The sequence below is a fragment of the Pseudomonas sp. ABC1 genome (assembly GCF_013395055.1).
Classification (GTDB): Bacteria; Pseudomonadota; Gammaproteobacteria; order Pseudomonadales; family Pseudomonadaceae; genus Stutzerimonas.
Genome location: NZ_CP058349.1, coordinates 2337789 through 2361461, shown reverse-complemented (window position 1 = coordinate 2361461; position 23673 = coordinate 2337789). Strand labels below are relative to the sequence as shown.

Here is a 23673-nt window from a genome sequence, read left to right as displayed (position 1 = left end):
GAGTCAGGATCGGAAGGCAATAAAGATATGAAATACTATATCAATACAAAACACGACAACAACCGGTACACGTCCTGCGAGCCCACACCTGATGGCCATGAACCGTACGCCACGGGCACTGCATACGCACAACATTGACTCGCCTTACACAACAGGAATGAACAAATAATGAGAAATAAACGATTCATCAGCACCGGAATGGCCCTCTGCCTGGCCCCCTTCCTGTCCACCGCCCAGGCCGGCACCCAGCAACAGGCCAACGGTTTCACCGAGGATGCGCGCTGGAGCCTGTTCAACCGGCTGCTCTACGAACAACGCGACTACAAGCACGGCGGCCGTAGCAACGGTGCACGCAATGCCCTGGTGCCACGTGCCCAGCGCAACGGCATGGCCGAGGAATTCGGCTATGGCCTGATGGGCCAGTTCGAGTCGGGTTTCACCCAGGGCACCGTGGGGGTTGGTGTGGATGCCCACCTGTACCTGGCGCAGAAACTCGATGGCGGTGGCGGTCGGGCCGGCAAGATCCGCCACCTGCCGGTGGACAATGACGGCCATGACCAGAATGATGTGGCGCGCGGTGGCGCGGCGATCAAGGCGCAGCTGTCCTCGACCCTGCTGCGTTACGGCGAGCAGCGCGTGAAAACGCCGATCTTCTCCTCATCCGACAGCCGCCTGCTGCCGGAAACCCACACAGGCTGGTACCTCAACAGCCGCGAATTCAGCGCCCTCAACCTGCACGCCGGGCACTTCACCGGCTCGGCGGACCGCAACTCACGCAGCAACAACAACCGCCTGGTGGTGAACTACGCCAATCCGTCGATGAAACTGGGCAACGCCTTCAGCTTCGTCGGCGGCAGCTACAGCGGCCTGCCCGGCCTGAGCCTGACGGCCTACACCGGGGAATTCGAGAACACCTGGCGCAGCCACTACCTCGGCGGCTACTACAGTCACGCACTGGCCGAAGGCCGCGGCCTGAGCGCCGAATGGCACCTGTACCGCAGCACCGATACCGGCCGCCAACTCGCCGGCGACGTGGACAACACCACCGGCAGCCTGCTGCTCGGCTACCAGCACGGCCACCACAAATTCGGCCTTGGCTACCAGAAGGTCGACGGCGACACGCCCTTCGACTACGTCACCCGTGGTGCCATCTGGATTTCCAACGCCTCCCAACTCTCCGACTTCAACGCCCCCAACGAAGCCTCCTGGCAACTGCGCTACGACTACGACCTGGCGGGCCTGGGCATCCAGGGCCTGACCTTCGGCGCCGCCTACACCCGCGGCAGCGGCATCGACGGCAGCAAGGTCGACCCGACCGGCAGCTACGCCTGGCTGGGCTACGGCGAGAACGGCAAGCACTGGGAACGCGACCTCAACCTGCGCTACACGGTGCAGGAAGGTGCCGCCAAGGGCCTGGTGCTGTTCCTGCGCCACAGCATGCACCGTGGCGACCGCGCCCAGGCCGAGATCGACGCCGACCAGATCCGCCTGGCGGTCGAGTATCCGTTGGCGGGAGGGTTCTGAGAACCTGTTCACGATCTCGCGAGCTAGAGGACTGCAAGGCAAAAACAGGCGAGAAACGTAGCGTAGCGGAGTAACAGCCGCAGGCTGGCCCACAGGGTGAGCAAAGCGAATCAAGCGGAGTTTACGAGTTGTAAATGAGCATTCCGAGTCTGTTTTTAACGCAGCAGTACCGACGCGCAGCAGATCGTGAACAGGTTCTGAGAACGGCGGCAGGCTACAAGCAAGAGGCGGATTCCCCGTAGACTAACCCCGCAACGGCTTGCAGCCTGCGACCGCTACTCGCTTCCAACCTGCACGGACTCCACGAATGACAGCTCCCGTTCTGATGATCGCCGGCTGCGGCGACCTGGGCCTGCGCCTGGCCGCCCAGCCACACCTGGCGGATTGGCGTATCCATGGCCTGCGCCGCGATACGACGGCACTGCCTGCCACGATCCTGCCAGTGCCCGGCGACTTCACCCAGCCAGTCTGTCCCTCTGCCTGGCCAACAGGCCGTATCGACTACCTGATCTACAGCGCCTCCCCCGCGCAACGCAACGAAGAGGGCTACCGCCTTGCCTACGTCGAAGGGTTGCGCAACGTGCTGGCCTGGCTGGCACAGCACGGCCAGCGGCCACGGCGGTTGCTGTTCGTGTCCAGTGTCGGCGTCTATGGGCAGCGTGATGGCGAATGGGTCGACGAGCGCTCGCCAACGGAGCCCGACGGCTACACCGGCCAGGTGATGCTCGAAGCCGAACGCCTGGCGCTGGCCAGCGGCCTGCCGGCTACCCTGGTGCGCCTGGCGGGCCTCTACCATCCCTCGCGGCCCTGGCTGCAGAACCAGGTGCGCGCCGGCATGCAGGCACAGCAGGAACCGCCGCAATACAGCAACCGCATCCATCGCGACGACGCGGCGGCGCTGCTGGCCAGCCTGCTGCTGGCGGACCGGGCCGGAACCCCGTTGGAAGACTGCTACCTCGGGGTCGACGACGAACCGGCGCCCCTGCATGAAGTGGTCGATTGGCTGCGCCAGCGCCTGGGCATCGCCGCACCGGCAGGCCCAGCCATCGAGCGCCGCTCCGGCAGCAAACGCTGCAGCAATGCCCGCGCCAGGGCACTGGACTGGGCACCTCGATACCCGAGCTACCGCGAAGGCTACGCCGACACACCGACGTAAAACGAACGAACCCTGCCCCGCCTGTGCGGTCCATCTTCTGTGAACCAATCAGGAGATATCACCATGGGATTCATCGGAACCATCGTCGTCGGCCTCATCGTCGGTCTTATCGCCCGTTTCATCAAACCCGGCGATGACAGCATGGGCTGGATCATGACCATCCTGCTCGGTATCGGCGGCTCGCTGCTCGCCGGCTACGGTGGCGAGGCACTGGGCATCTATGCGGCGGGCGAAGGCGCAGGCTTCATCGGCTCGGTCGTCGGTGCAGTCATCCTGCTGTTGATATATGGTGCGGTCAGCAAACGCAAATGACCCCGCCGGGCCGCTCCCGGCGGCCCACTTTTCTCACCTGAAGCCCCTCCATGCGTCCGATCCTGCTGTCGCTCCTGCTGTTCTGTACCTCCCTGCATGCGGCGCAAGCCGAACTCGACTGGCTGGAGCTGATGCCGGAAGAGGACCGCCTGGCACTGGAGAACATGCCGGAAATCGAACACGACTCAATGGAAGACTTCGGCTTCAGCGACCAGGGCGGACTCAAGCAAAGCAGCGGATTGCCCGACGTGATGTACTCGGCCAAGACCGTGCCGGCGCTGGACGGCAAGACCATCCGCCTCGGCGGCTACCCGGTGCCGCTGGAGAGCGACGCCAAAGGCCGCAGCACCGAATTCTTCCTGGTGCCCTACCCCGGCGCCTGCATCCACGTGCCGCCACCACCACCCAACCAGATCGTGCTGGTGCGCTACCCCAAGGGCATCCAGCTGGACGATATCTACGCACCACTCTGGATCGAAGGCCCCTTGCGGGTGGAAAAGGTCAGCAACGACCTGGCCGACGCCGCCTACGCGCTGGAAGCCACGGAAGTGCGGCTGGTCGAAGAGGAAGACCTCTGACACCCTCTCTTATGGGGACCATGTACACCTGTAGGGTGCGCCATGCGCGCCGAGGACTGCCCGTGCGCGCGGCGCACCCTACGATGCTCAGGCCTGGAGTTCCCGTTTCACCTGGGCTTCCAGTTCGCCCTTGAGGGCCGGTTCGAGCTTCAACTGGCGCGCCAGTTCGTCGAGGTAGGCACGCTCCATGAAGTGCTCCTCGTCGACCATCAGCACGCTGGCCACGTACATTTCCGCCGCCAGCTCCGGCGTGCTCGCCGCGCGCGCCACGTCCGCAGGGTCCAGCGGCTTGTTCAGTTCGGCATCCAGCCAGCGCTGCACCTCGGCGTCGCCGGTCAGCTTGCTGAATTCGCCCTCGATCAACTCACGCTCGCGGGCATCGATATGCCCGTCGGCCTTGGCCGCCGCCACCAGTGCCTTGAGGATGCCCTGGCTGTGCAGTTCCACCTCGGGCGCCGGCAGGCGGTCCAGGGTGCGCGGCTCGCCCTGGGGCGCACCAGCCTGTTGCGCCTGCCAGTTGCCATAGGCCTTGTAGGCGATCACGCCAAGGGCCGCCAGGCCCCCATAGACCGCCACCTTGCCGCCGATCTTGCGCGCACGTTTGTTGCCCAGCAGCAGGCCCAGCGCCGTGCCGCCGCCGACGCCCTTGAGCAGGCTGCCCAGGTCGCCGCCTTTGCCGGCGTCATTTCCGCCGCCCTTGCCCAGCAAGCCGCCAAGCGCTCCACCGAGGCCGGAGGACGCACCACCGGCGGTATTCTTCTGCAGCAACTCCTGGCCGGATTTCAGCAACTGGTCGAGCAGGCCACGCGTATTCATGGAAAATCTCCGAAGCGTTCAAGGATGAAACCCAGGTGTCATCGCATCGTTCCGCAGGGTGCGCCGCGTGTACCTGGATGATCGACACAGGTGGCACTGGTGCGCACGGCGCACCCTACGGGAACCCGCCGTTGACACGACACTGGCGAATCTACTGTGAGGCCGGGCGACTGTCGTTTACATATTGCGTCAGGATATTGCCCGGCATGCGGTTCGCCATGGGCACGGGGCGAGCCCCGTACACCCGGAGATAGACCGCCTGCGAGGCGGCAATGTTCAGCGTCGAAACGAGCGACACGTCACTCGATCCGATAGTGGAAGGTATTGCGCACGTTCGGCACCGGCACCGCCTGGCCATCGACCAGCCGAGGCTGGTAGCGAAAGCTCCTGGCCGCCGCCAGTGACGGGCGCACGAACAACGGATGACAATCTTCGAGAGCCTCGGGGTCCTGTACGCGGCCACGCACATCGACCGTATAGGCGACCGTGCAGGCGCCTTCGAGGCGCTGGTCCAGGGCGCGCTGCGGGTAGGCCGGGGCCTTCTTGCTGAGTGGCTGGTAGCGACGGCTGTCGGCGGCCCGCGCACGTTCGGCGGCCAGGGCGGCTTCGTGTTCGGCGGCCTGGCGGGCGGCAAGCTCCGCCTGGCGGCGCGCCTCCTGTTCCTCGGCCAATCTCTGGCGCTCCTGCTGCACCCGTTGTTCCTGGCGCCGGTGCTCGGCCTCCTGTTCGCGCCGCTGCGCTTCACGCTCGCGCTCGGCGCGCTTGAAGGCCAACTCTGCCTGGTCGGGGCGGACCACCGGCGGCGGGGTTTCTTCCACCCGGGGCTTGGGCGGCTCGACTTGCTCCACGGGCTCCACGACAGGCTCTACCAGCGGTTCAGGCACAGGCGTAGGCGGTAGACTGACCAACGCGGTCTCCACCGTCATTGCCAGCGGCGGTTCCGGCAACGGCGGCGCCAGGCCACGCAGCAGCACCAGCGCCAGCAGGCCATGCAACGCCAGCACCAGCCCGGCAGCCCCCAGACGACCACGCCAGGGCCGTTGCCCGCCTGCCGGCATCAGCACTGCGTTCATGGTTGCGGCGCCTCGGTCACCAGGCCGATGCGGCTGATGCCACCGCGCTGCAACGCGGCGATACCGGCCAGCACCGCCGCATAGTCGGCACCCTGGTCGGCGCGGACGTAAACCTGGGTATCGGCCCGCTCGGCGACCAGCGCCAGCAGGCTGTCGCGCATGGCATCCAGGTCAACCGCCTGGTCGCTCTGGCTGCCCACCGCCAGCTCCGGGCCGACGTTCCAGTAATAATCACCCTCGGCAGTCACCGAGAGCGTCACCAGTTGCTGCTCGCCGGGCGACGGCAACGCCTCGGCAGCGACCTTGGGCAGCTCCAGGCTGACGCCCTGCACCAGCATCGGCGCGGTGACCATGAAGATCACCAGCAACACCAGCATCACGTCGATGTAGGGCACCACGTTCATTTCCGCCTTGGGCGCATGCTTGCGCGGCGATCTGACCAGCATGATCGGCTCCTCAGGCGACAGCGGCGATGGTTACGCCAGCGCTGTGCAGGCGCCGGTGCAGGCGCGCCTGCAATTCGTTGGCGAAACTGTAGTAGCGCCCGGCCAGGACCTGGCCACGGGCGGCGAAACGGTTGTAGGCCATCACCGCCGGTATCGCCGCGAACAGGCCGATGGCGGTGGCGATCAGCGCCTCGGCGATGCCCGGTGCGACGGTGGAAAGGGTCACCTGCTGCACCTGTGACAGCCCCAGGAAGGCATTCATGATGCCCCAGACGGTGCCGAACAGGCCGACGTAAGGGCTGACCGAGCCGACCGTGGCCAGCAACGGCAGGCCGCGCTCCAGGCGCTCCTCCTGCTCGGCAATGGCCACGTACAGGTTGCGCTCGACCCCTTCGAGCACCGCCTCGGGGGCGATGCCGGGCTGGCGCTGCAACTGGCCGAAGGCCTGGTAGCCGCTCTGGAAGATCCGCTGCAGGGCTGCCTCGTCCGGCAGTTCGCGGCCCTTGTCGCCCTGGTACAACTGCGCCAGGTCGAGGTCGCCACTGCTGCGAAAGCGTTGCAGGAAGGCCTCCAACTGCCGCTCACCACGGCGCAGGGCAACGCTGCGGCGGACGATCAGGTACCAACTGACCATCGAGGCCAGCACCAACACCAGCATGACTGCCTGCACCACCGGGCTGGCATCGCTGACCAGGCCCCAGACCGTCATCTGTTCTGTCACATGTTGCATGGAAAACTCCTGTGGGCGCGCGAGGCGCCGCTGATCGAATGACATGTTCCATGTGGAACGTACCGCCACACTCAGTGGCGACTGTGACTTCGCGTATCTGGGTCCCCGCCTGCGCGGGGACGGCGGTGGGGCGGCGATGGCGTTCCACCTGTCCGCCCCGCAACCTCAACTCCCCGTCATTCCCGCGAAGGCGGGAATCCATGCGGTGGCCGCAACACCGCGCACCTGGGTCCCCGCCTACGCGGGGACGACGGTGGGGCGGCGATGGCATTCCAGTTGAACGACCCGCAATCTCCAACTCCCGTCATTCCCGCGTAGGCGGGAATCCAGGCGATCTCCGCAGCAACGCTGCTCCCTCCCGCCTTACTCCAGCCCGAGTGCCTCGGCCACGGCGGCCCAGGGCAGGTATTTGTAGTTCTGTGCGGTCTCCGGCATGCGTTTACGGCCGTCCTGCACCACCAGCAGGCCCTGGCTCCAGGGGCCGCCGAGGTTGGCCGAGGTGACGTCCAGGCCATCGGTCTCGGAGGCGCCGTCGATCCCGCGCGCGGCGTTCAGGCCGATACGGAAGGCGCCGCGCAGCCGGTAAGGCGCCTGGGCCTCGACCACCACGTAGCTGTCGTTGCCCTGACTGGAGATCACCAGGTAGTCCCTGTCCTTGCCGGCGTACAGGCCCAGGCCCTCGATATCGTCCTTGACCAGCCCACCCACCGCGATCACCTGCTCAAGCGTGGCCGGCGCGTCCTCGCGGGCGTCCAGCGCCCAGACCGCAACGTCCTCCTCGCCGACGAAAAGGCGCTCGTTGCGGTCGTCGGCCACGCAACCCTCGGGCTGGCTGGCGGTACGGAAACTGCGCACCAGTTCGCCGCGCACCTCGCCGGAAGCACCGTCGAGGCGGTATTGCAGGAAGCGCCCGTCTTTGTCGTTGGCGATCGCATAGAGCGCGCCCTGGCGACTCTTGAACATGCACAGGCCGTAGATATCGTCCAGCGGCGTGGCAATCTGCCCCAGTTCGCTGAGCACGCCGCTGGCCGGCTCGATGGCGAACAGGTGCAGGCTGTTGCGGTCGCGGTTGCTGGCAACCGCCAGGTCGACGGTACGCTCGCCCAGGCGCAAGCCCTTGCGCACGTCGACGTTGTTCATGCGCCCCACACGCAGGTCCTGCAGTTGCTTGCCAGCCAGGTCGTAGACCAGCAGGCCGCCCTTCTTGTCGGTGCCCAGCACCCGGCTGCGGGCCGGATCACGCTCGTCGACCCAGATCGCCGGATCATCGGCGGCATCACCCAGGCTCGGCACCGGATCGGTCTGCACCTGGGCTGGCAACACCGGCAGCGCAGCTACAGCCTTCGGCGCCTGCGGCTGCCAGGCGAGCGTGCCACGGTGGCTGCCGGCCTCATCCACCAGCAGCAACTCCAGGCCCTGGCGGCCATTGCGGGCGCTGATCTGCTCCGGCTCGTCCAGCCCTTGCAGCGGCAGTGTGGCCACCGGCTTCCAGTCCTCGCCGGCGGCCTGGTAGAGGTGCAACGCCGGTACCTGTGGGTCCAGCACCAGCAGGCCGCCGGGCACCAGCGCCATGCCGGCGGCAGCTTCGGCAAGGCCACCGAACGGCTGGCGGATATCCACCGGCGTGCGCCACAACGGCGCCTCGGCGGCGGCCGCATAGCGCCACAGGCCGACCTCTTCCTCATTCACATAGAGCGAACCACTGTGGTCGTCGACCTGGCAGAAGCCGCTCTGCGGCGGCAGGCTCAGGCCACGCACCCGTAGTGGCTCGGCCAATGGCCGTTCATCCACAGCCACCAGCCACTGTTCGCCCTGTCCCTCTTCGCCGAGCAGGAAGGCGAATTCGTTGCGCGCCTCGTCGCGGTACAGGCACACGCCTTCCAGCGCCTGGCCCATGCCGGGAATGTAGCGCGGCGTGCTCCAGCGATGCTGCGCGTCCAGTGCCAGCAGCACCGCCTGCTGGCGCTTCTTGTCGAGGGTCGCCACCAGCAGGCCATGCTCGCCGGAGCGGTGGTCGAGGCCTTCGTAGCGGCCTTCGAGCAGGCTCAGCGTGTTGCCCTTGGCATCCAGTACATGCAGGCCACGGGCGTCGATGCGCAGTCGGTCGGCGCCCGGCCAGAAGCGGTCGTCCGCCAGCCACTGGGCATTTTCCAGCCCCTTGGGCGACTCCAGCGGCGTCAGGTGAGGGGCCACGGGCGCCGCCATGGCCATCTGGGCAATGGTCATACCGACCAGAATGCCCAACAACTTGTTTCCATTCATTCGATCAACCTTGTTCAATATCCAGGGATGCCCAATCAGCAGGGTGCGCCGTGCGCACCACGGAGATAGCAGCATTACCGGCGCGCATGGCGCACCCTACGGAGCACGTACCGGCACTCAGAAGTGCGTCAGGGTCAGGCCGAGGGTGTAGGTCGGGCCGTATTCCTCGTACTGGGCGTTGTAGCCGCGGCGGCCGGTGTAGACGTAGTAGGACTCGTCGGTGATGTTCTGCGCCTCGAAGGTCAGTTGCAGTTCCGGGGTGATGAACCAGCCGGCCTTGAAATCGACGAACAACTGGCTATCGGCATAGAGGTCGTGGGCCTTGTCGTCGATGGCCGCCACTTCGGCCAGGTAGGACGATTTGTAGTTGGCCGCCAGGCGCAGGTTGAAGCGCGAGTTCTCCCAACCGAGCATCAGGTTGCCGACCGTATCGGACTGGTTCGGCAGGTCGATACGGCGCTTCAGCCCCTGCCCTTCGATATCCGCCCGCGATTGGCTGAAGGTGGCGTTGGCCCCCACCAGCACGCCGTTCCAGGGCGCCGGCAGCCAGTCGAATTTCTGCGAGTAACCCAACTCCAGGCCGTACAGCTTGGCGCTGTCGCCGTTCTCGAAGGTCAGCGCCTCATCGAACGCCGCCCACTCGCCGACGCCGGCCAGGTCGGTGTTGTAGATGAAGTTGTCGATGTCCTTGTAGAACACATAGGCCGAGAGCACGCCGGCACGGCCCATGTAATGCTCGATGCCAAGGTCCAGATTGCTCGACTCCAGCGGCTTGAGGTGCGGATTGCCGAAGGATGCCTCTGCATCGCCGACGTCGATGACGAAGCCCGGCGCCAGTTCGCCGAAGGTCGGGCGCACCACGCTGTTGGTCCAGGCCGCGCGCAACTGGGTGTCGGCGCCGAGCTGGTAGCGCAGATGCAGGCCAGGCAACCAGTGGTCGTAGCGGTTGTCGCTCTTGGTGGTCTCGAAGGCACCGTCACGCAGGCCGGTGCCCTTGGCCTGGAACTCGGTGCGCTCGTAGCGCAGGCCGGCGATGATGCGCAGGTCGTCGAGGTCCAGGGTGTTCATCAGGTAGGCAGCGTCGATGTCTTCGTTCATCTTGAAGTCATTGATGCGCGACTCTTCCTCGTCGTAATAGTCCGCCCGGTTCAGGCCGCTGATCAGGGCCTTGATGCCGCTGTGGCTGATGCCGTTGCCGAGGCGGCCCAGGCCATAGTCCAGGGTGCCGCTTTGCAGGCCGCTGAGATCGACGCCATTGAAATCGTCGTAGACCCAGATGTCGCTGTCGTTGGTCTTCTCGCGGCGGCTCAGCTTGCCGCCGAACTTGACCTGGGAAGCATGGCCGCGCAGGTCGTAGTCGCGGGCCAGGTCCAGACGGATGTTCTTCTCCTGGTCGCGGGTGTCGCTCTTCTCCACCTCGATCTCGTCCAGCTCGAAGGACGCCGGATCGTAGAAATCCTCGCCGGCCACCAGGCGCGGCTTGCGATTGCCGGAGAAACCGACACCCGTGAAGTCGCCGACGAACTTGGCGCCGGCGATACCGCCCGGGTCCTTCTCGCTGGAACGGCTGTAGCCAGCCTGGCCGCTCAGGGTCCACGGGCCGATGAAGCGTTCGCCACCCAGCACGTAGGACTGGATCTCCTGGGTTTCCTCGCGGGCCTTCAGCTCGCGCCAGCCTTCCGCATCGCCGCGCTCGCCAGAGGCTTGCGCATCGTCGAACTCCAGGCCGGCGGCGTTGCGCGCCTCGCTGTCCTTGAACTTGCTGTAGAGGGTGCGCAGGTAATAGCTGGACAGGTCGTCCGGGCGGTAGTCGAAGTTCAGGCCCAAGCCGAGGCGCTCACGGGTGATGACGTAGTCGCGCTGCTCCAGTTCCTCCAGCCGTGCACCGTTGTCGAAGTCCCAGGCGCCGCCGGTCTCGACGTTGTCCGAGCCGAACTTGCGCTTCTGCCAGCTCAGCGCGGCGGCCACGCCGAAGTTGTCCACACCGTCGCCAAGGCTGAAGCGGTTGCTGAAGCCGCCGGAGAATTTCGGGCTGGTCTTGTCCACCAGGTCGTTGTAGCCCGCCTCGCCACTGAGGCTGTAGAACAGGCCGTCGTGATCGAAGGCCGACAGGCTTTCCACCTCGATGGTGCCGCCCAGGGAGTTGGCGTCCATGTCCGGGGTCAGGGTCTTGATCACCGACAGCGACTGCACCAGCTCGGACGGCAACACGTCCAGCGCCACCGCGCGGCGGTCGCTTTCCGGTGCCGGCACCAGGGTGCCGTTGATGGTCACACTGTTCAGGTCCGGCCCCAGGCCACGCACGCTGACGAAGCGCCCCTCGCCCTGGTCGCGCTCCACCGACAGGCCGGGAATGCGTTGCAGCGCCTCGGCGGCGTTATCGTCCGGCAACTGCCCGACCGCATCGGCATGCACCACGCTGCTGACGTTGTCGGAATTGCGTTGCGCCCGCAACGCCTGGTCGACGCTGGCCGCCTGGCCGATCACCTCGACGTGCTCCAGTTGCAGCGTGTCATCCTGCTGCGCGTCCGCCGCCATGGCCGGCGCCACGGCGGCGATGGCCAGCGCCAGCAGGCTGATACGGAACCCCATAGGGCGTGATGCTCGGCAGTACACGGTCATGTCGCTGTCTCCCCTCGAACGGTCGGTCCGGCAAATCGGCCGGGAATGGCAGCGGACGGTAGGAGGGCGATATGGCAATTCCGTGACGGCCTGCCGGGAGCGACGGCCAAAGCGGGTATTTTCAGCGAAGATCGCTGGGTTTTTGAGCCGATATGACCCCCTTTGGCAGTGGCCGGCGATAAGCTGCAAGCGGCAGATACAGCATCCAGGGCCACTCCCGTCGGGCTTCTGAACGTGCGGCCTGAAGCTTTTCGCTGCCTTTTTCCCTGAGCCAAATCGACCCCGCGCCTGTCACCGAACCGTCATCCGCCTTTGTTTCCTTGACTGCCATTCGCACCCTCGCCAAGGAATCCACCGCATGCATCACCGCACCCTGCTCGCCGGCCTGATCGCCGCCTGCCTGTTCAGCCACAGCCTGTCCGCCGCCACCCCGGAACTGCCGCGCACGCCGGGCCTGCCTTACCAGGTCAGCGGTCTGGCGGACCGTATCGTGCTGACGCCAGGCGCCGACCCGTCCCGGCAGATGGCTATCAGCTACCGCACCGACGCCCGCCAGACCGTCAGCGAAATCCAGCTCGCCCCCGCCCTGGACGGCCCACTGCTGGCCCAACGCGCCAGGACCCTCACCGGCGAAACGCCCCGCACACTGCGCAGCGAGAACGGCGACGCCCGCTATCACCATGTCCGCCTGGATGACCTGCAGCCCGACCAGGCCTACGTCTACCGGGTAAAAGGCCATGACGGCTGGAGCGAGTGGTTGCAGTTCCGCACCGCCCAGGCCGGCTTCGCGCCGTTCCGCTTCATCTACCTGGGCGACGTGCAGAACGACATCCTCGCCCTCGCTTCGCGCACCGTGCGCCAGGCCCTGCAGAACACCGCCAACCCGGCGCTGGTGGTGCATGCCGGCGACCTGGTGTCGCAACGTGACGACCTCGCCCATGACGACGAATGGGGCGAATGGAGCCAGGCCGGCGGCTTCCACTACGCCCAGGTCCCGCAACTGCCGGCGGTGGGTAACCACGAATACGTCGACCACCTCGACGACCAGGGTCACGAAACCCGCCTGCTCGGCCCGCACTGGCCGCTGCAGTTCGCCCTGCCGCGCAACGGCGCCGAGGGCGCCGCCGAGACCAGCTACCGGGTCGACTACCAGGGCGTGCGCTTCATCGTCCTCGACGGCACCTCGGCCCTCGACCTCGGCACCCTGGAGCGTCAAGGCCGCTGGCTGGACACCCAGCTCGCAGGCAGCGAGGCGCGCTGGAACATCGTGGTGGTGCACCAACCGTTGTTCACCTGCGCCCGCCCCGAAGACAGCGAGCCACTGAAACAGGCCTGGAAACCCATCCTCGACCGCCACGACGTGGACCTGGTGCTGCAAGGCCACGACCACTGCTACAGCCGCCTCAGCCACCCCGCTGGCCAGGCGCAGGCCAGCCAGCGCCGCCAGGCCGGCGAACCCCAGCAGGGCCCGGTGTACCTGGTGTCGGTGGCAGGCTCGAAGATGTACGGCCTCAACGACCGCGCCGCCGACCAGCCGGACCGCAGCGCCGAAGACACTCAGCTCTACCAGACCGTGGAAGTCACCGCCGAACGCCTGGAAGTGCGCAGCTACACCGTCGGCGGGCATCTCTACGATGCCTTCGACCTGGTGCGCCAAGACGGTCACAAGTACCTGCGCCAGCCCGCGCTGGAACTGCTGCCGCCGCGCACCTGCGAAGGCAATCAAGGACCGGACGGCCTGCCCTGTAGCGCACGCGACAAGTAAGCGACCGTCATCTGCGGGTCATCGGCAGCGTGCATGCTCATGGCCCGACACCCACAACCCCCGAGGGCGACGCTGCGCCCAGACGCCTGAAGCCCAGCGCCCCGGAGAGCTCCAGCGATGAAATCCTTCCTGCGCCTGCACCTGTTCACCCTGCTCGGCCTGGTGCTGGCCGCCAACCTGGGGCTGCACATCTACCTGGCTGCCGGACAGATCAAACCCTGGGCCGCGATCAAGTGGCTGGACGTGCTCGGCGAAGGCGGCTCGATGCTGATCTGGCTGGTCTGGCTGATCATGCTATTGCGCGCCCGCCCCGCCGGACGGGTGACGCGCCTGCTGGCCCTCGGCCTGTGCTGCATCACCTTCTCCTGGTGGATGGACGTCCTCGACGAATTCATCCGGTTGCCCGATGACGCGCTCTGGGACAACTGGCTGGAGAACGCGCCGATGCCCATCGGCCTGCTGCTGATGACCGTCGGCATCTACCACCTGCACCAGGAACAACAGGCCATCAGCGCACAGATGAGCAAGCGCGAGCGGCTGTTTCGCGAACACCGGCTGTTCGACCGCCTGACGCCGCTGGGCAGCGCCCAGTACCTGCGCCAGCAATTGCAGATGGCGCTGGAGCAGAGCGAGCGGGACAACCTACCGCTGTCGCTGGTGGCCATCGACCTGGACGACTTCGACGCCATCAACCAGCGCTACGGCCAGGCCGAGGGCGACCAGGTATTGCAGGCGGTGGCGCAGGTGCTGCTGCTCAACCTGCGCCCGCAGGACCTGCTGTGCCGGCTGGCCGGCGACCGCTTCATCGCCCTGCTGCCGGCGACCGGCGAGCGCCAGGCGCAGCAACTCGCCGACGAGCTGCAACAGGCGGTCGCCAGCCTGGCGCACAAGAGCCAGCGCCACGGCGAACGCCTGCACCTGCAGGCCAGCGTGGCGGTGGCAATGGCCCTGGAAGAAGCGCCGGAGCAACTGCTCAAGCGCCTCAACCTGGCGCTGGCCCAGGCCAAACAGCGCTTCCAGCGCTGTGCATGAGAAGGGAGAACGCAGCATGTGGTACGAATGCGACAGCCGTTTCATCCCCGCCCACGACCAGCCTGCCGGGCTGATCGATCTGGCGTTGTCGCGGGGCATCGACAGCCATCGCCTGCTGCGCGGCTGCGGCCTGTTCTACGAGGACATCGCCAGCGGCCAGGCGCTCATCAGCCCCCTGCAATACCTGCAATTGATCGCCAATGCCCAGCGCCTGCTGGGCGACGACGACCTGAGCTTCCTCTACGGCCAGCGCCTGCTGCCCGGCCACTACGGCGAGGCCAGCCTGGCCTTGCAGCAATCCACCGACCTGCTGCAGGCGCTGGAACACCTGTGCGCCAGCCACGCGCTGCTCAGTCCGCTGCTGCGCCCTTGCCTGTTGCTGGACGAACACAACCTCTACCTCTACTGGCTGGACAGTTGCGGCGCCGGCCCGCAGTTGCGCTTCCTGCTGGAAGCCTGCCAGACCGCGATCCTGGCCCTGTCGCGGCAACTGTCCGGACAGCGCCTGCCATGGCGCCTGCAATTCGCCCACGCCGAGCCGACGCATGTGGAGCAATACTGGGTGCACCTGGGCGAGGACGTACGCTTCTCCAGCCAGTTGACGCTGATGAGCCTGCCCCGGCAGTACCTGCACCAACCCTGCCCCGGCGCCTCGGCCACCGCCCAGCAGGTCAGCGCCCAGCGCTGCCGGCAGCGCCTGGAGCAACTGGGTTGGCAGGACAGCTTTCTCGACCGCCTCTACGACCACTTGCGGGAACACATCCGCCAGCCGCTGAACCTGGAACGGGTCGCCGCCACCTTCGGCATGAGCCCGGCTTCTTTCAAACGCAAGTTGCAGAAGCACGGCAGCCACTTCCAGGAACAGCTCGACCGGGTGCGCAAGCACCAGGCGCTGTACCTGTACCAGATCAAGGGTTACACCAACGAGGAAGTGGCCCAGCACCTGTGCTTCAACGACACCACCAACCTGCGGCGTTCGTTCAAGCGCTGGACCGGCCTGGCGCCCAGTGGCCTGGGGCGGGGGTTCGGCTGAAGGGACACATGCGGGGCGAGCGCGGCGAGAGCCATCTGTGCTCGACCCCGACGGGTATCGGCGCGTTGCGCCTCAACCCGTCAGCGACTCAGGGTCACTGCGACGCCCACTCCAGGAAGGTCTTGCGGCTGTCTTCGCCCAGCAGCAGCCAGATCTGCTGCAGGGTGGTCAGCACCGCTTCGTCATGGGGCAGGGTGCGGGAGGCAACATCAGCGCTGCTGGCCGTAGGCGCTACGCGCGGTGCCGGGCGGAGTTCTTCCAGCGGCGCGACCGCCGCTTCGTCCGCAACCGGCACACCGCCGCCACTGCCGAGCAGCTGGGTGAGCAGCGACACCTGGGCACCGCCCGCCTCGGTGGCTACACGCTCGCCGGTACGGGTGTTCGAGGCCCAGCCAGTGAAGCGGGTTTTCAGCTCACGGGCTTGCAGCAGGTTTTCCGGCTCGTCGAACTCCAGCTTCCACAGGTCTCCGGCCTGGCCCTTGACGTGGAAGGTCGCGCTCTTGCTGCGCACGATCTCGTGGCTCAGGCCACCGTCGATGTCGAAGCCGTTCTTGTAGTAGGTATTGATGCGGTATTCGCCGGGCTTCAGGTGCAGTTCGCGGCTGCCGTTGCCAAGCATGCGGTTCGCAGCGGGTGCGGGCTGGCCATTGATGTTCAGCACTTCCAGCGTTTGCGGCAGCTCGACGCGGACCACCTGGGCCGGCGGCAGGTCATTGCCGGAGTACAGCTTGACAGGGGCCTGCTGGGCACAGGCGCTCAGCAGACCAGCGACAGCAATGAAAAGCAGGCGATGCATGGGGGATATCCTTGAGGAACACGGAAGAAATAGAGCACTGAATACCGGAGCCGGTATCAGTGAATGCCCAGCGAGTCTATGAACGAGGTATTTCATTTTGATGACCGAATGGGCATGAAAAAGCGGACCCGAAGGTCCGCTTTTTCGATACTGCTCGACTGATCGAAAAGGATCAGAAGTCGTAGCGCAGGCCTACCGACAGACCGCTGGAATCTTTGCCGAGGGCATCGACACCGCTGGCGCGGTTGGCGCTGCGGCCTTCCCTGTAGGGCGTCAGGTTGACGTTGTCGTCGTTGGAAACGACTGCGTAGTTGGCATAGACGCGCACGGCCTTGTCCAGCTTGTGCTCGACACCGACGACCCACATGTCGCTGTCATAGTTCTTGGCATCGACGTCGCGGGTGAACCAGGTCGCTTTCAGCGCAGTGTTCGGGCCAACCGCGAACTCACCACCCAGGCCATAGACGTTGGCAGTGTTCTGATCCTGCACGGCCTTGGTGGCGTTACGACCTTCGTAATCGACCGTCTGGTAGAAGCCGACCAGCTTCAGTTCCTTGGTCAGTTTGTAGGCCAGGGCCAGGCGTACGCCGTCACGCTTGCCGCGCGAAGCGTCTTCGTCGACCTTCTCGTAAGCCAGGGCACCTTCGAAAGCGCCAGCAACGTAGTTCACCGATGCGCTGACGGAGCTGTCGTCATCGTTGGCAGCGGCGTTGCTGTTGGTCGTGCCTTCGTGCAGCGAGTAGGCCAGGTTACCGGTGAAACCGTTGAAGTTAGGCGTGGTGTACTGGATGGTGTTGTCGTAACGCTCATCGAAGCGAGCATCGCCAGCACGGGTCAGGTTACGGATATCACCGACCTGATCGCCGAACAGGTTGGCCGGGCCACGGGCGACTTTGAACGGGCTGTCGAAACGACCGACCTGCACGGCACCGAAGTTGCCGGAAAGACCGACGAAGGTGTCACGGGTGCTGAAGGTATCGCTGCTGCTGCCTTGGCTGTTGAAGCGAATTTCCTGCTCGATCTGGAAGAAGGCTTTCAGGTTCGGGTTGATCTCATGATCACCCTTGAAGCCCAGACGCGAGGAGTTACTGGACAGGTTTGTTTCCGAGTATTTGGCGCCGTCGTCCAGATAGTCCACGGAAACATGGGCACGACCGTAGATGCTAACGTCAGCCATAGAGACTGCTGGAATGGTGGCCGCCAAAGCAGTCATGGCGAAGCCGGCACAGTATTTGCGAATCATGCAATTCCCCTGTCAGGTCTAAATATTGGCAACACGGCACAGGATGCCTGTCGTGTTGCGCTGCAGACTGGCAGCGGAATATTTCTGTCTTGCGTATGAAATATAAAATATTTATGACGGCGGAACTTTTAAAGCCCGCTCAAGCAAGCTTTGCCAAGCTTATATCGTCCACTTTTCGCCACGAACTGCGGCATAGACTGCAGTAACGATCAGCACCGCCCAGTCCACGCTCAGAGCGCGACATTTCAACCATAGACTCACTCTATATATGAAGAGCCAATACTGGCCGCTGCCTGGCTCTCTTCCAGGCCGTGACCGCACGAAAAGGGCGATCGGGCTTGGCAGCCATCGGCCAGAAAGCCACCCCATCTACGCTCGGTACAACCTCAGGAAATCGCTTGCCCAATGCCTGTGGGCAGCCGCTTTTCTACGCCTCACCCGGCTCCAGCAGCACATCCAGGCTGGCACCCTCGAAGATCGCCTCGGCCCATGCGGCGATCTGCTCCACGCTTGCCTCCTCGACACGCTGGACAGCCCAATCAGGCAGGGTGCCAAAGCGCTTGCCCAGAAGGCGTTGCAGCAGGGCGGCCTGTGATTTTCGGCCTTGCTCCAACCCCTTCGCCATACCTTCCTGCACCCAGTGCTCAGCCCAGGTTTCCGTACGCTCCGCCAACATGGTGCTCACCTCCGTCAGGTCGCTCAATGGTGAAATCCGGCCATTCGATGCCCGCCGCCGGATCAGGTCGATGATCCACCGGGTGATATTGCGGCGCAAGGGCGTCTGGTCATCCAGGGTCAGCCAACCGCGCAGTTCATCGACGATCACCCTCAACGCTTGCGGTGTCTGTGCCTGCTCCAGGCGCATCAGCATCGCCACCAGGTTTTGCCGGCCATTCAGCTCGCTGTCCGGGTACTGGTTTTCGTCGATCAGCAGGTAGTCGAACCCTGGCTGAAATACCTGCAGGCCAGGAGGCGCGGGGTGGCATACGTCGCTTAGCCGGGTGGAGTGTCGCCAGGGGCGCAAGCCGTTGTAGAGCACCAGCGGCAATACCGGTGGCAAGCGCCCGTCACGGGTCAACTGCCCCTGTTTTTCCAGTTGCTGCCAGAACAGCCCGACATAGGTCAGCAGCCGCAAGGCCATGAAGCGATCCGGCGTGGACTGGAATTCCAGCAGCAGGTACAGATAGACCCAATCGTCTTTCCCCAAGCGGAGGCGCCACACCATATCCTCGCAGCGCCCCTGCATGTCCTCGCTGACGTAATGCCCGTTGAGCATCTGCAGGCTGTCGAAATCCACCTGCCCCACCCACGCCTGCGGCACGAAGCCCAGCAGCAGGTCGCGCACGAACTCGGGGTTGGAGAACAGCAACTTGTAGCCGGCGTCGTAAGGCTGGGCCATTTCTCGGTCCCGTGTATCTGGCACACAGGACGAATGCTGCCCGTTCGGGCCAATGAGTGCTGTGAAGCCGTTCACAGTTTTCAAATCGAACAATGCCGGGAGCGCGGCGTTTTCAATTGAAATGTGACGTACTTGGCAACGTTGGCCGACCTGCCTTGACACTAATCTTTGCGTCCGTATTCTGGCGGCTCGGAGCGTGAAAACTCCACAAGGTGGGCGAAACCGCACCCCGGAAGTATTTGCGGTTTCTTTTTGCCTGAAATCCGGGATATATGGTCGGGAGGCCCAACAAATACAACACCTGCATGCAGGAAATAGTTGGGGCAGTGCCTTGTGCTGTTTTCACCCTCCTGACCGCCATTTCAAATGGATTAATTCGCAACGTGAAAATTGCACAAGGAACCGCTCATGAAAAACCGCAAGCTCAAAGTCCGTCCCGGTTTCTACGACTACCAGTATTCAGCCGAACGCCGCCGACACGAACCCCATAAGACCCCGCCCGCAGTGCCCTTTATCCTGCTCAAAGGCTATTGGCTGGAAAAGGCAAACTTCCTGATCGATAAACCGATCAAGGTCGAAGTTCGAGAAAACAAGTTGGTATTAACGGTCGAGGCAACCTGAAAATCGAGTGCATATTCATATGCGCTTCAACCAAGAACAAGCCTGATCTTTCACCCCGCTCAACCCATTCGTAGGATGGGTTGAGCGTAGCGATACCCATCTATACCCTGCCTACGAACTGCATTGTGTCCCGTACGGGGTAACACTCTCATACGCTCCCTCTTGTCCGGTGAATTTTTCACGAATCTCCGCCGCTTTTTCACGAAGCTTATCTACATCCGCTTGCTGTCCACCCGCCTGTTCAAGGGCATATGCATAGTCTTCAATGACCCTGGCATTGCCCAGCTGATTCGTTATTTTCTTATCAGGATTTTCTTCTTGGTATTTCGTGAATTCCTGCAAAGCAAGGGTGAAATAACCAACGGCTTTGTCGTACTGCTTTCTGACGACACTCATTCTTCCAAGCTCGCCGAGAGACTCATGAGACGGGCCTCCGACCTTGGTATCAATATTCTTGGCCACGGTCATCGCGAACTCTGCATCTTTCCAGTCACATACAACGCCCGCAGCACGCCCATACTCATACCAGAAAATGGCGCGCTGTTCTGGAGGCGCACCACTTGCCGTGGACTTGTCGATAACCACCCGCATCAACTGCTTGTATGTAAGCCATTTTTCTTCCTGCAATGCCATGTAGGCATGCCTGTATACTTCGGCGTAATCGCCCTGGGCCGGCTGCCGGACAACATTGGCACAACTTGAAACAAGCAGCGCCACGGTTATAAGCAAGAAAATTCTTTTCATTAATTCAGACTCACTGCTACGGGGTTCGGTGCGTAGGATGTTTGATCGAAGCGCCTCCCATTCTGGATCGCTGCCAAGAAACATCGTCGTTATGTAAACCATCCCAGCTTCCAGTATCCAGGATTTCCAGCCTTACCTCATTACCGAAGTCCATTGTCAAACTACAACACGCTTGATGCGCGCCTCATCCTTGACGAGCGCATTCAGCTCACAAAGTCTTTTAAGGCTGATCTGGAACTGGCCATTACTGGGCGGCTTTTTACCCATGAACTGTGCCCATATGCACTCACCCGGGCCATTGTAGATTTCAGTGAAACCGCCATCTTTGTCTATTTTCAGAACCAATGCATGTTCTGGCGACGACCTGAAGGCCACACTCGCGCCTTGCGTTGCCTTGATCTCGATTCGTTTCCCATCCTTGATCGCATCGTGCCCCTTGGTCGACGCGGTAAGCAATTGCAAGCCGTAATGATGTGCGGCCAGGGCTTCCCCGATACTGCCAACCATATGCCCGTCGGGCGTGAAATGCCTTCCTTCGAACATGGCTTCCAGCTCAGAAACCAGGCTATAGATCTGCTTGATGATTTCGGGGAAACGTGACGAGTCCATAGTGTTTTCTAGTCCTTGGAATGACTGAGGCGACGAAAAAAGCACCGCAGGGAAAATGACCTCGTCCAGTATCACCTCACTCACCCTCCATCTATATATATTCCAAAATATTATTAATTCTTGATTATCTATTCGAAATAGCATGCATCCATGCGATGTCCGCTGACGAACAGTTTTGCAGGTGTTCGCCAGCCAACAGCCGTTCAACAAGGTGCTGACCATCCAGCAGGCCGAGGGGCAAAGCCTCCAGGCCGTAAAGCGGGTACAGGCCATGGGGGCTGGCGGTTGCGGGCGCTTTTCGGGTGGGTGGAACGGCTCTTGCTCTGTGGCTGTACCACCCGCAACACCTATCAGGAATCGACAATGACCACTCCCATCAGACTCGTCGCCATTTCCGGAGGCGCCTGGCGTCCCTCGCGCACCCTGGCGCTGGTCGATACCCAACGCCTACGCAAGACGGCCTGACGAGAGGGCGCCCCATGAGCGTACAGGCGCTAGCCAACCAACCCAGCTCCCTGCAGATCGCCCAGCGACTGGCCCGGGAGTTCGCCCAGACCGCCGCCGAGCGCGATGCCGAGGCGCTGCTGCAACGGGCCTTCCAGAAGCTGTTCGACGAGCAGGCCGGCGACCTGCACGTGAAGGTGGAGAACGCCCTGCTGCGCGCCGCCTACCGTTTCTGCCACTGCAATCAGGTGCACACCGCCAACCTGCTGGGCCTGAGCCGCAATATCACGCGCACGCGGCTGATCAAGATCGGCGAGCTGGAGGTCAACCGCCGCCGCTCGGAAAACGGCGCACGGGCCGAGCGCATCGTGCAGCTATCCATATAAGAGTGCCGGCGAGCGCTGGCGCGCCTCTCCGGTTTCACCGCCTTTGCGTTGCTCCCTTCACCGCAACGAGGAAAACATCATGAGTCTGGACATTTTCTGGTTCCTGCCCACCTCGGGCGACACCCGCTACCTGGGCAAATCCGACAGCGGCCGCCCGGCCAGCAACGCCTATATGCGACAGATCGCCGTGGCCGCCGAGAACCTCGGCTACGACGGCCTGCTGATCCCCACCGGCAGCAGTTGCCTGGACCCCTGGGTGACCGCCGCCAGCCTGATCGCGGAGACCCGCCGCATCAAGCTGCTGGTGGCGCTGCGCACCTCGCTGGGCAACCCGACCGCCACTGCGCGCCAGGCGGCGACCCTGGACGAAGCCACCGGCGGCCGCCTGCTGCTCAACGTGGTACCGGGCGGCGACGCCACCGAGCTGGCCGCCGACGGCATCTTCCTCGCCCACGACGAGCGCTACGAAGCCGCCGACGAGTTCCTCGACGTCTGGCGCCGGGTGCTGCAGGGCGAAAAGGTCGACTACGACGGCAAGCACCTCAAAGTGAAGGGCGCGCAGAACTTCTTCGAGCCGGTGCAGAAACCCTACCCGCCGCTGTATTTCGGTGGTTCCTCCGAGGCCGCGCATGAGCTGGCGGCCAAGCACGTGGACGCCTACCTGACCTGGGGCGAACCGCCGGCGGCGGTGGCCGAGAAGATCGCCGACGTGCGCGAGCGGGCGAAGAAATACGGCCGTACGGTGCGCTTCGGCGTGCGCCTGCACGTCATCGTGCGCGAGACCAACGAGAAGGCCTGGGCCGCCGCCGAGGAACTGATCAGCCACCTGGACGACGAGACCATCGCCGCCGCCCAAGCCAACTACGCCAGCATGGATTCGGTTGGCCAGCGGCGCATGGCCGAGCTGCACGGCGGCCGTCGCGACAAGCTGGAAGTCGCGCCCAACCTGTGGGCCGGCGTCGGCCTGGTGCGCGGCGGTGCCGGCACCGCGCTGGTGGGCGACCCGCAGACCGTCGCCGCCCGCTTGCAGGAATATGCCGACCTCGGCGTCGACAGCTTCGTGCTGTCCGGCTACCCGCACCTGGAGGAAGCCTATCGCTTCGCCGAACTGGTGTTCCCGCTGCTGCCGGGCAAGCGCAAGGTTACCGTCGACGAGGTATTGACCGGCGGCGCCTTCGACGTGCGCGCGACCAAGGGCGAAGGCAAGGGAGCCCAGGCATGAGCGTCATCGACTTGGCTTCAAGGACGAGGTGCTGGAGAAATTCTTCGCCGGCAACGCCAGGCGCCTGTTCGGCCTGTGATGAACGGCCAGGCTCGGGCGAGGTAGCGCCTCCTGGGCCTGCTCTGTGAATGGGGGCCCACAACAAGATGGAGTATTCACACGCGAGAATGGTCAGAGGTATCGTCTGCCGGCTGAACCTGCGTAACCCCACTCGAAGGCAGATACACCTTTGACACTCGCCCCATACCCATGACCAAGGAACCGATTATGAGCAAGGTCCACACCGTCGCCGTACTCGTTGGCAGCCTGCGCAAGGAGTCGATCAACCGCAAGATCGCCAAGGCCCTGGCCGAGCTGGCACCCGCTTCGCTGAAGCTGCAGATCGTCGAGATCCGCGACCTGCCGTTGTATGACGAAGACATCGACAACGACGCGCCTCCCGCCGCCTACGATGCATTCCGCACGGCCCTCAAGGGCGCCGACGCCTACCTGTTCGTGACCCCGGAATACAACCGCTCGATCCCCGGCCCGCTGAAGAACGCCGTCGACGTGGCGTCGCGGCCTTATGGCCAGAGCGCTTTCGGCCATGGCAAGCCGGGCGCCGTGATCAGCGCATCCCAGGGTGCCATCGGCGGCTTTGGTGCCAACCACCAGTTGCGCCAGGCGCTGGTCTTTCTCGACGTTCCGCTGTTGCAACAACCCGAGGGCTACCTGGGTGGCGCTGGCAGTTTCTTCGACGCAAACGGCACGCTGAGCGATAGCGTCAAACCCTTCCTGCAGAAATTCATCGACGCTTTCGCCGCCTGGGTCGAGCTGAACACCAAGGGCTGACCGGCTCTCTCGCCCGATTCTGTGGCTGC

The 23673-nt window shown here is 64.1% G+C and carries 22 protein-coding genes and 1 pseudogene; 11 read left to right on the top strand and 12 right to left on the bottom strand.

All coding sequences use genetic code 11. The annotated features are described in order from the left end of the window. The first annotated feature begins 198 nt into the window (after positions 1-198). From HW090_RS10420 to HW090_RS10405, 4 genes are all read left to right on the top strand, one after another. Positions 199-1524 carry an OprD family porin gene (locus tag HW090_RS10420; RefSeq protein ID WP_179114889.1) on the top strand — a complete coding sequence of 442 codons (1326 nt, stop codon included), beginning with the start codon at positions 199-201 and terminating at the stop codon, positions 1522-1524. A 307-nt stretch (positions 1525-1831) separates the two neighbouring features. Beyond that, complete coding sequence (locus tag HW090_RS10415; protein WP_179113462.1) at positions 1832-2680, top strand: NAD-dependent epimerase/dehydratase family protein; 849 nt, start codon at positions 1832-1834, stop codon at positions 2678-2680. Positions 2681-2743: 63 nt separating this feature from the next. Beyond that, positions 2744-2992 carry a GlsB/YeaQ/YmgE family stress response membrane protein gene (locus HW090_RS10410; RefSeq protein ID WP_179113461.1) on the top strand — a complete coding sequence of 83 codons (249 nt, stop codon included), beginning with the start codon at positions 2744-2746 and terminating at the stop codon, positions 2990-2992. A gap of 50 nt (positions 2993-3042) precedes the next feature. Further along, complete coding sequence (locus HW090_RS10405; RefSeq protein WP_179113460.1) at positions 3043-3570, top strand: DUF3299 domain-containing protein; 528 nt, start codon at positions 3043-3045, stop codon at positions 3568-3570. 87 nt (positions 3571-3657) lie between these two features. Here HW090_RS10405 and HW090_RS10400 read toward each other — a convergent pair whose 3' ends face one another. From HW090_RS10400 to HW090_RS10370, 7 genes are all read right to left on the bottom strand, one after another. Then, positions 3658-4386 carry a tellurite resistance TerB family protein gene (locus HW090_RS10400; protein ID WP_179113459.1) on the bottom strand — a complete coding sequence of 243 codons (729 nt, stop codon included), beginning with the start codon at positions 4384-4386 and terminating at the stop codon, positions 3658-3660. 299 nt (positions 4387-4685) lie between these two features. Further along, positions 4686-5459 carry an energy transducer TonB gene (locus HW090_RS10395; RefSeq protein ID WP_179113458.1) on the bottom strand — a complete coding sequence of 258 codons (774 nt, stop codon included), beginning with the start codon at positions 5457-5459 and terminating at the stop codon, positions 4686-4688. Continuing rightward, positions 5456-5905, bottom strand: coding sequence for an ExbD/TolR family protein (locus HW090_RS10390; protein ID WP_179113457.1), 450 nt, complete (start codon positions 5903-5905; stop codon positions 5456-5458). Before HW090_RS10390 ends, HW090_RS10395 begins: the two co-directional genes overlap by 4 nt. 10 nt (positions 5906-5915) lie before the next feature. Next, entirely contained in the window at positions 5916-6635 is a 720-nt protein-coding gene (tolQ, locus tag HW090_RS10385) for a protein TolQ (RefSeq protein WP_179113456.1), read from the bottom strand. Between the two features lie 363 nt (positions 6636-6998). Beyond that, positions 6999-8897, bottom strand: coding sequence for a phytase (locus tag HW090_RS10380; protein ID WP_179113455.1), 1899 nt, complete (start codon positions 8895-8897; stop codon positions 6999-7001). A gap of 117 nt (positions 8898-9014) precedes the next feature. Next, positions 9015-11519 (bottom strand): TonB-dependent receptor, encoded by a 2505-nt coding sequence (locus HW090_RS10375; protein ID WP_179113454.1) that lies wholly within the window; start codon positions 11517-11519, stop codon positions 9015-9017. Positions 11520-11640: 121 nt separating this feature from the next. Next, positions 11641-11850, bottom strand: coding sequence for a hypothetical protein (locus tag HW090_RS10370; RefSeq protein WP_179113453.1), 210 nt, complete (start codon positions 11848-11850; stop codon positions 11641-11643). Positions 11851-11877: 27 nt separating this feature from the next. Between HW090_RS10370 and HW090_RS10365 the strand changes: the two genes are divergently transcribed. The 3 genes from HW090_RS10365 (at position 11878) to HW090_RS10355 (ending at position 15349) form a co-directional block, all read left to right on the top strand. Further along, the gene (locus tag HW090_RS10365) at positions 11878-13284 is read left to right on the top strand and encodes a metallophosphoesterase family protein (protein WP_179113452.1); all 1407 of its coding nucleotides are present in this window, start codon (positions 11878-11880) and stop codon (positions 13282-13284) included. A 117-nt stretch (positions 13285-13401) separates the two neighbouring features. After that, positions 13402-14316 carry a GGDEF domain-containing protein gene (locus HW090_RS10360; RefSeq protein WP_179113451.1) on the top strand — a complete coding sequence of 305 codons (915 nt, stop codon included), beginning with the start codon at positions 13402-13404 and terminating at the stop codon, positions 14314-14316. Between the two features lie 16 nt (positions 14317-14332). Next, positions 14333-15349 (top strand): AraC family transcriptional regulator, encoded by a 1017-nt coding sequence (locus tag HW090_RS10355; protein WP_179113450.1) that lies wholly within the window; start codon positions 14333-14335, stop codon positions 15347-15349. A gap of 94 nt (positions 15350-15443) precedes the next feature. On the opposite strand, the gene HW090_RS10350 is transcribed toward HW090_RS10355, so the two are convergent. From HW090_RS10350 to HW090_RS10340, 3 genes are all read right to left on the bottom strand, one after another. Continuing rightward, positions 15444-16145, bottom strand: a complete 702-nt coding sequence (locus HW090_RS10350) for a DUF2057 family protein (RefSeq protein WP_179113449.1) — start codon at positions 16143-16145, stop codon at positions 15444-15446. Positions 16146-16317: 172 nt separating this feature from the next. Continuing rightward, positions 16318-17322 (bottom strand): porin, encoded by a 1005-nt coding sequence (locus HW090_RS10345; RefSeq protein ID WP_256930656.1) that lies wholly within the window; start codon positions 17320-17322, stop codon positions 16318-16320. Between the two features lie 493 nt (positions 17323-17815). After that, positions 17816-18787, bottom strand: coding sequence for an Rpn family recombination-promoting nuclease/putative transposase (locus HW090_RS10340; protein ID WP_179113448.1), 972 nt, complete (start codon positions 18785-18787; stop codon positions 17816-17818). A 408-nt stretch (positions 18788-19195) separates the two neighbouring features. Here HW090_RS10340 and HW090_RS10335 point away from each other — a divergent pair, with 408 nt between their 5' ends. After that, positions 19196-19408: a SymE family type I addiction module toxin gene (locus tag HW090_RS10335; protein ID WP_179113447.1), complete on the top strand. Its 213-nt coding sequence runs from the start codon at positions 19196-19198 to the stop codon at positions 19406-19408. A 111-nt stretch (positions 19409-19519) separates the two neighbouring features. On the opposite strand, the gene HW090_RS10330 is transcribed toward HW090_RS10335, so the two are convergent. Together HW090_RS10330 and HW090_RS10325 are read right to left on the bottom strand one after the other, a co-directional pair. Beyond that, complete coding sequence (locus HW090_RS10330; protein ID WP_179113446.1) at positions 19520-20254, bottom strand: hypothetical protein; 735 nt, start codon at positions 20252-20254, stop codon at positions 19520-19522. Positions 20255-20308: 54 nt separating this feature from the next. Further along, entirely contained in the window at positions 20309-20845 is a 537-nt protein-coding gene (locus HW090_RS10325; protein ID WP_218673531.1) for a hypothetical protein, read from the bottom strand. Between the two features lie 479 nt (positions 20846-21324). Here HW090_RS10325 and HW090_RS10320 point away from each other — a divergent pair. The 3 genes and pseudogenes from HW090_RS10320 to HW090_RS10310 all read left to right on the top strand — a co-directional run. Then, positions 21325-21591 (top strand): annotated as a pseudogene (locus HW090_RS10320) (sigma-54-dependent Fis family transcriptional regulator); the annotation flags it as partial. 79 nt (positions 21592-21670) lie between these two features. Then, positions 21671-22813 (top strand): FMNH2-dependent alkanesulfonate monooxygenase, encoded by a 1143-nt coding sequence (gene ssuD, locus HW090_RS10315; protein ID WP_179113445.1) that lies wholly within the window; start codon positions 21671-21673, stop codon positions 22811-22813. Between the two features lie 267 nt (positions 22814-23080). Then, complete coding sequence (locus HW090_RS10310) at positions 23081-23644, top strand: NADPH-dependent FMN reductase (RefSeq protein ID WP_179113444.1); 564 nt, start codon at positions 23081-23083, stop codon at positions 23642-23644. Positions 23645-23673 lie beyond the last annotated feature (29 nt).

Coding starts and splice junctions, on each gene's coding strand:
- HW090_RS10335 (WP_179113447.1), top strand. CDS start 19,196: ATGAAAAACCGCAAGCTCAAAGTCCGTCCCGGTTTCTACGACTACCAG.
- HW090_RS10415 (WP_179113462.1), top strand. CDS start 1,832: ATGACAGCTCCCGTTCTGATGATCGCCGGCTGCGGCGACCTGGGCCTG.
- tolQ (WP_179113456.1), bottom strand. CDS start 6,635: ATGCAACATGTGACAGAACAGATGACGGTCTGGGGCCTGGTCAGCGAT.
- HW090_RS10390 (WP_179113457.1), bottom strand. CDS start 5,905: ATGCTGGTCAGATCGCCGCGCAAGCATGCGCCCAAGGCGGAAATGAAC.
- HW090_RS10375 (WP_179113454.1), bottom strand. CDS start 11,519: ATGACCGTGTACTGCCGAGCATCACGCCCTATGGGGTTCCGTATCAGC.
- HW090_RS10370 (WP_179113453.1), bottom strand. CDS start 11,850: ATGGCAGTCAAGGAAACAAAGGCGGATGACGGTTCGGTGACAGGCGCG.
- HW090_RS10420 (WP_179114889.1), top strand. CDS start 199: ATGGCCCTCTGCCTGGCCCCCTTCCTGTCCACCGCCCAGGCCGGCACC.
- HW090_RS10340 (WP_179113448.1), bottom strand. CDS start 18,787: ATGGCCCAGCCTTACGACGCCGGCTACAAGTTGCTGTTCTCCAACCCC.
- HW090_RS10310 (WP_179113444.1), top strand. CDS start 23,081: ATGAGCAAGGTCCACACCGTCGCCGTACTCGTTGGCAGCCTGCGCAAG.
- HW090_RS10360 (WP_179113451.1), top strand. CDS start 13,402: ATGAAATCCTTCCTGCGCCTGCACCTGTTCACCCTGCTCGGCCTGGTG.
- HW090_RS10350 (WP_179113449.1), bottom strand. CDS start 16,145: ATGCATCGCCTGCTTTTCATTGCTGTCGCTGGTCTGCTGAGCGCCTGT.
- HW090_RS10405 (WP_179113460.1), top strand. CDS start 3,043: ATGCGTCCGATCCTGCTGTCGCTCCTGCTGTTCTGTACCTCCCTGCAT.
- HW090_RS10410 (WP_179113461.1), top strand. CDS start 2,744: ATGGGATTCATCGGAACCATCGTCGTCGGCCTCATCGTCGGTCTTATC.
- HW090_RS10365 (WP_179113452.1), top strand. CDS start 11,878: ATGCATCACCGCACCCTGCTCGCCGGCCTGATCGCCGCCTGCCTGTTC.
- HW090_RS10380 (WP_179113455.1), bottom strand. CDS start 8,897: ATGAATGGAAACAAGTTGTTGGGCATTCTGGTCGGTATGACCATTGCC.
- HW090_RS10330 (WP_179113446.1), bottom strand. CDS start 20,254: ATGGTTTACATAACGACGATGTTTCTTGGCAGCGATCCAGAATGGGAG.
- HW090_RS10345 (WP_256930656.1), bottom strand. CDS start 17,322: ATGGCTGACGTTAGCATCTACGGTCGTGCCCATGTTTCCGTGGACTAT.
- HW090_RS10395 (WP_179113458.1), bottom strand. CDS start 5,459: ATGAACGCAGTGCTGATGCCGGCAGGCGGGCAACGGCCCTGGCGTGGT.
- HW090_RS10355 (WP_179113450.1), top strand. CDS start 14,333: ATGTGGTACGAATGCGACAGCCGTTTCATCCCCGCCCACGACCAGCCT.
- ssuD (WP_179113445.1), top strand. CDS start 21,671: ATGAGTCTGGACATTTTCTGGTTCCTGCCCACCTCGGGCGACACCCGC.
- HW090_RS10400 (WP_179113459.1), bottom strand. CDS start 4,386: ATGAATACGCGTGGCCTGCTCGACCAGTTGCTGAAATCCGGCCAGGAG.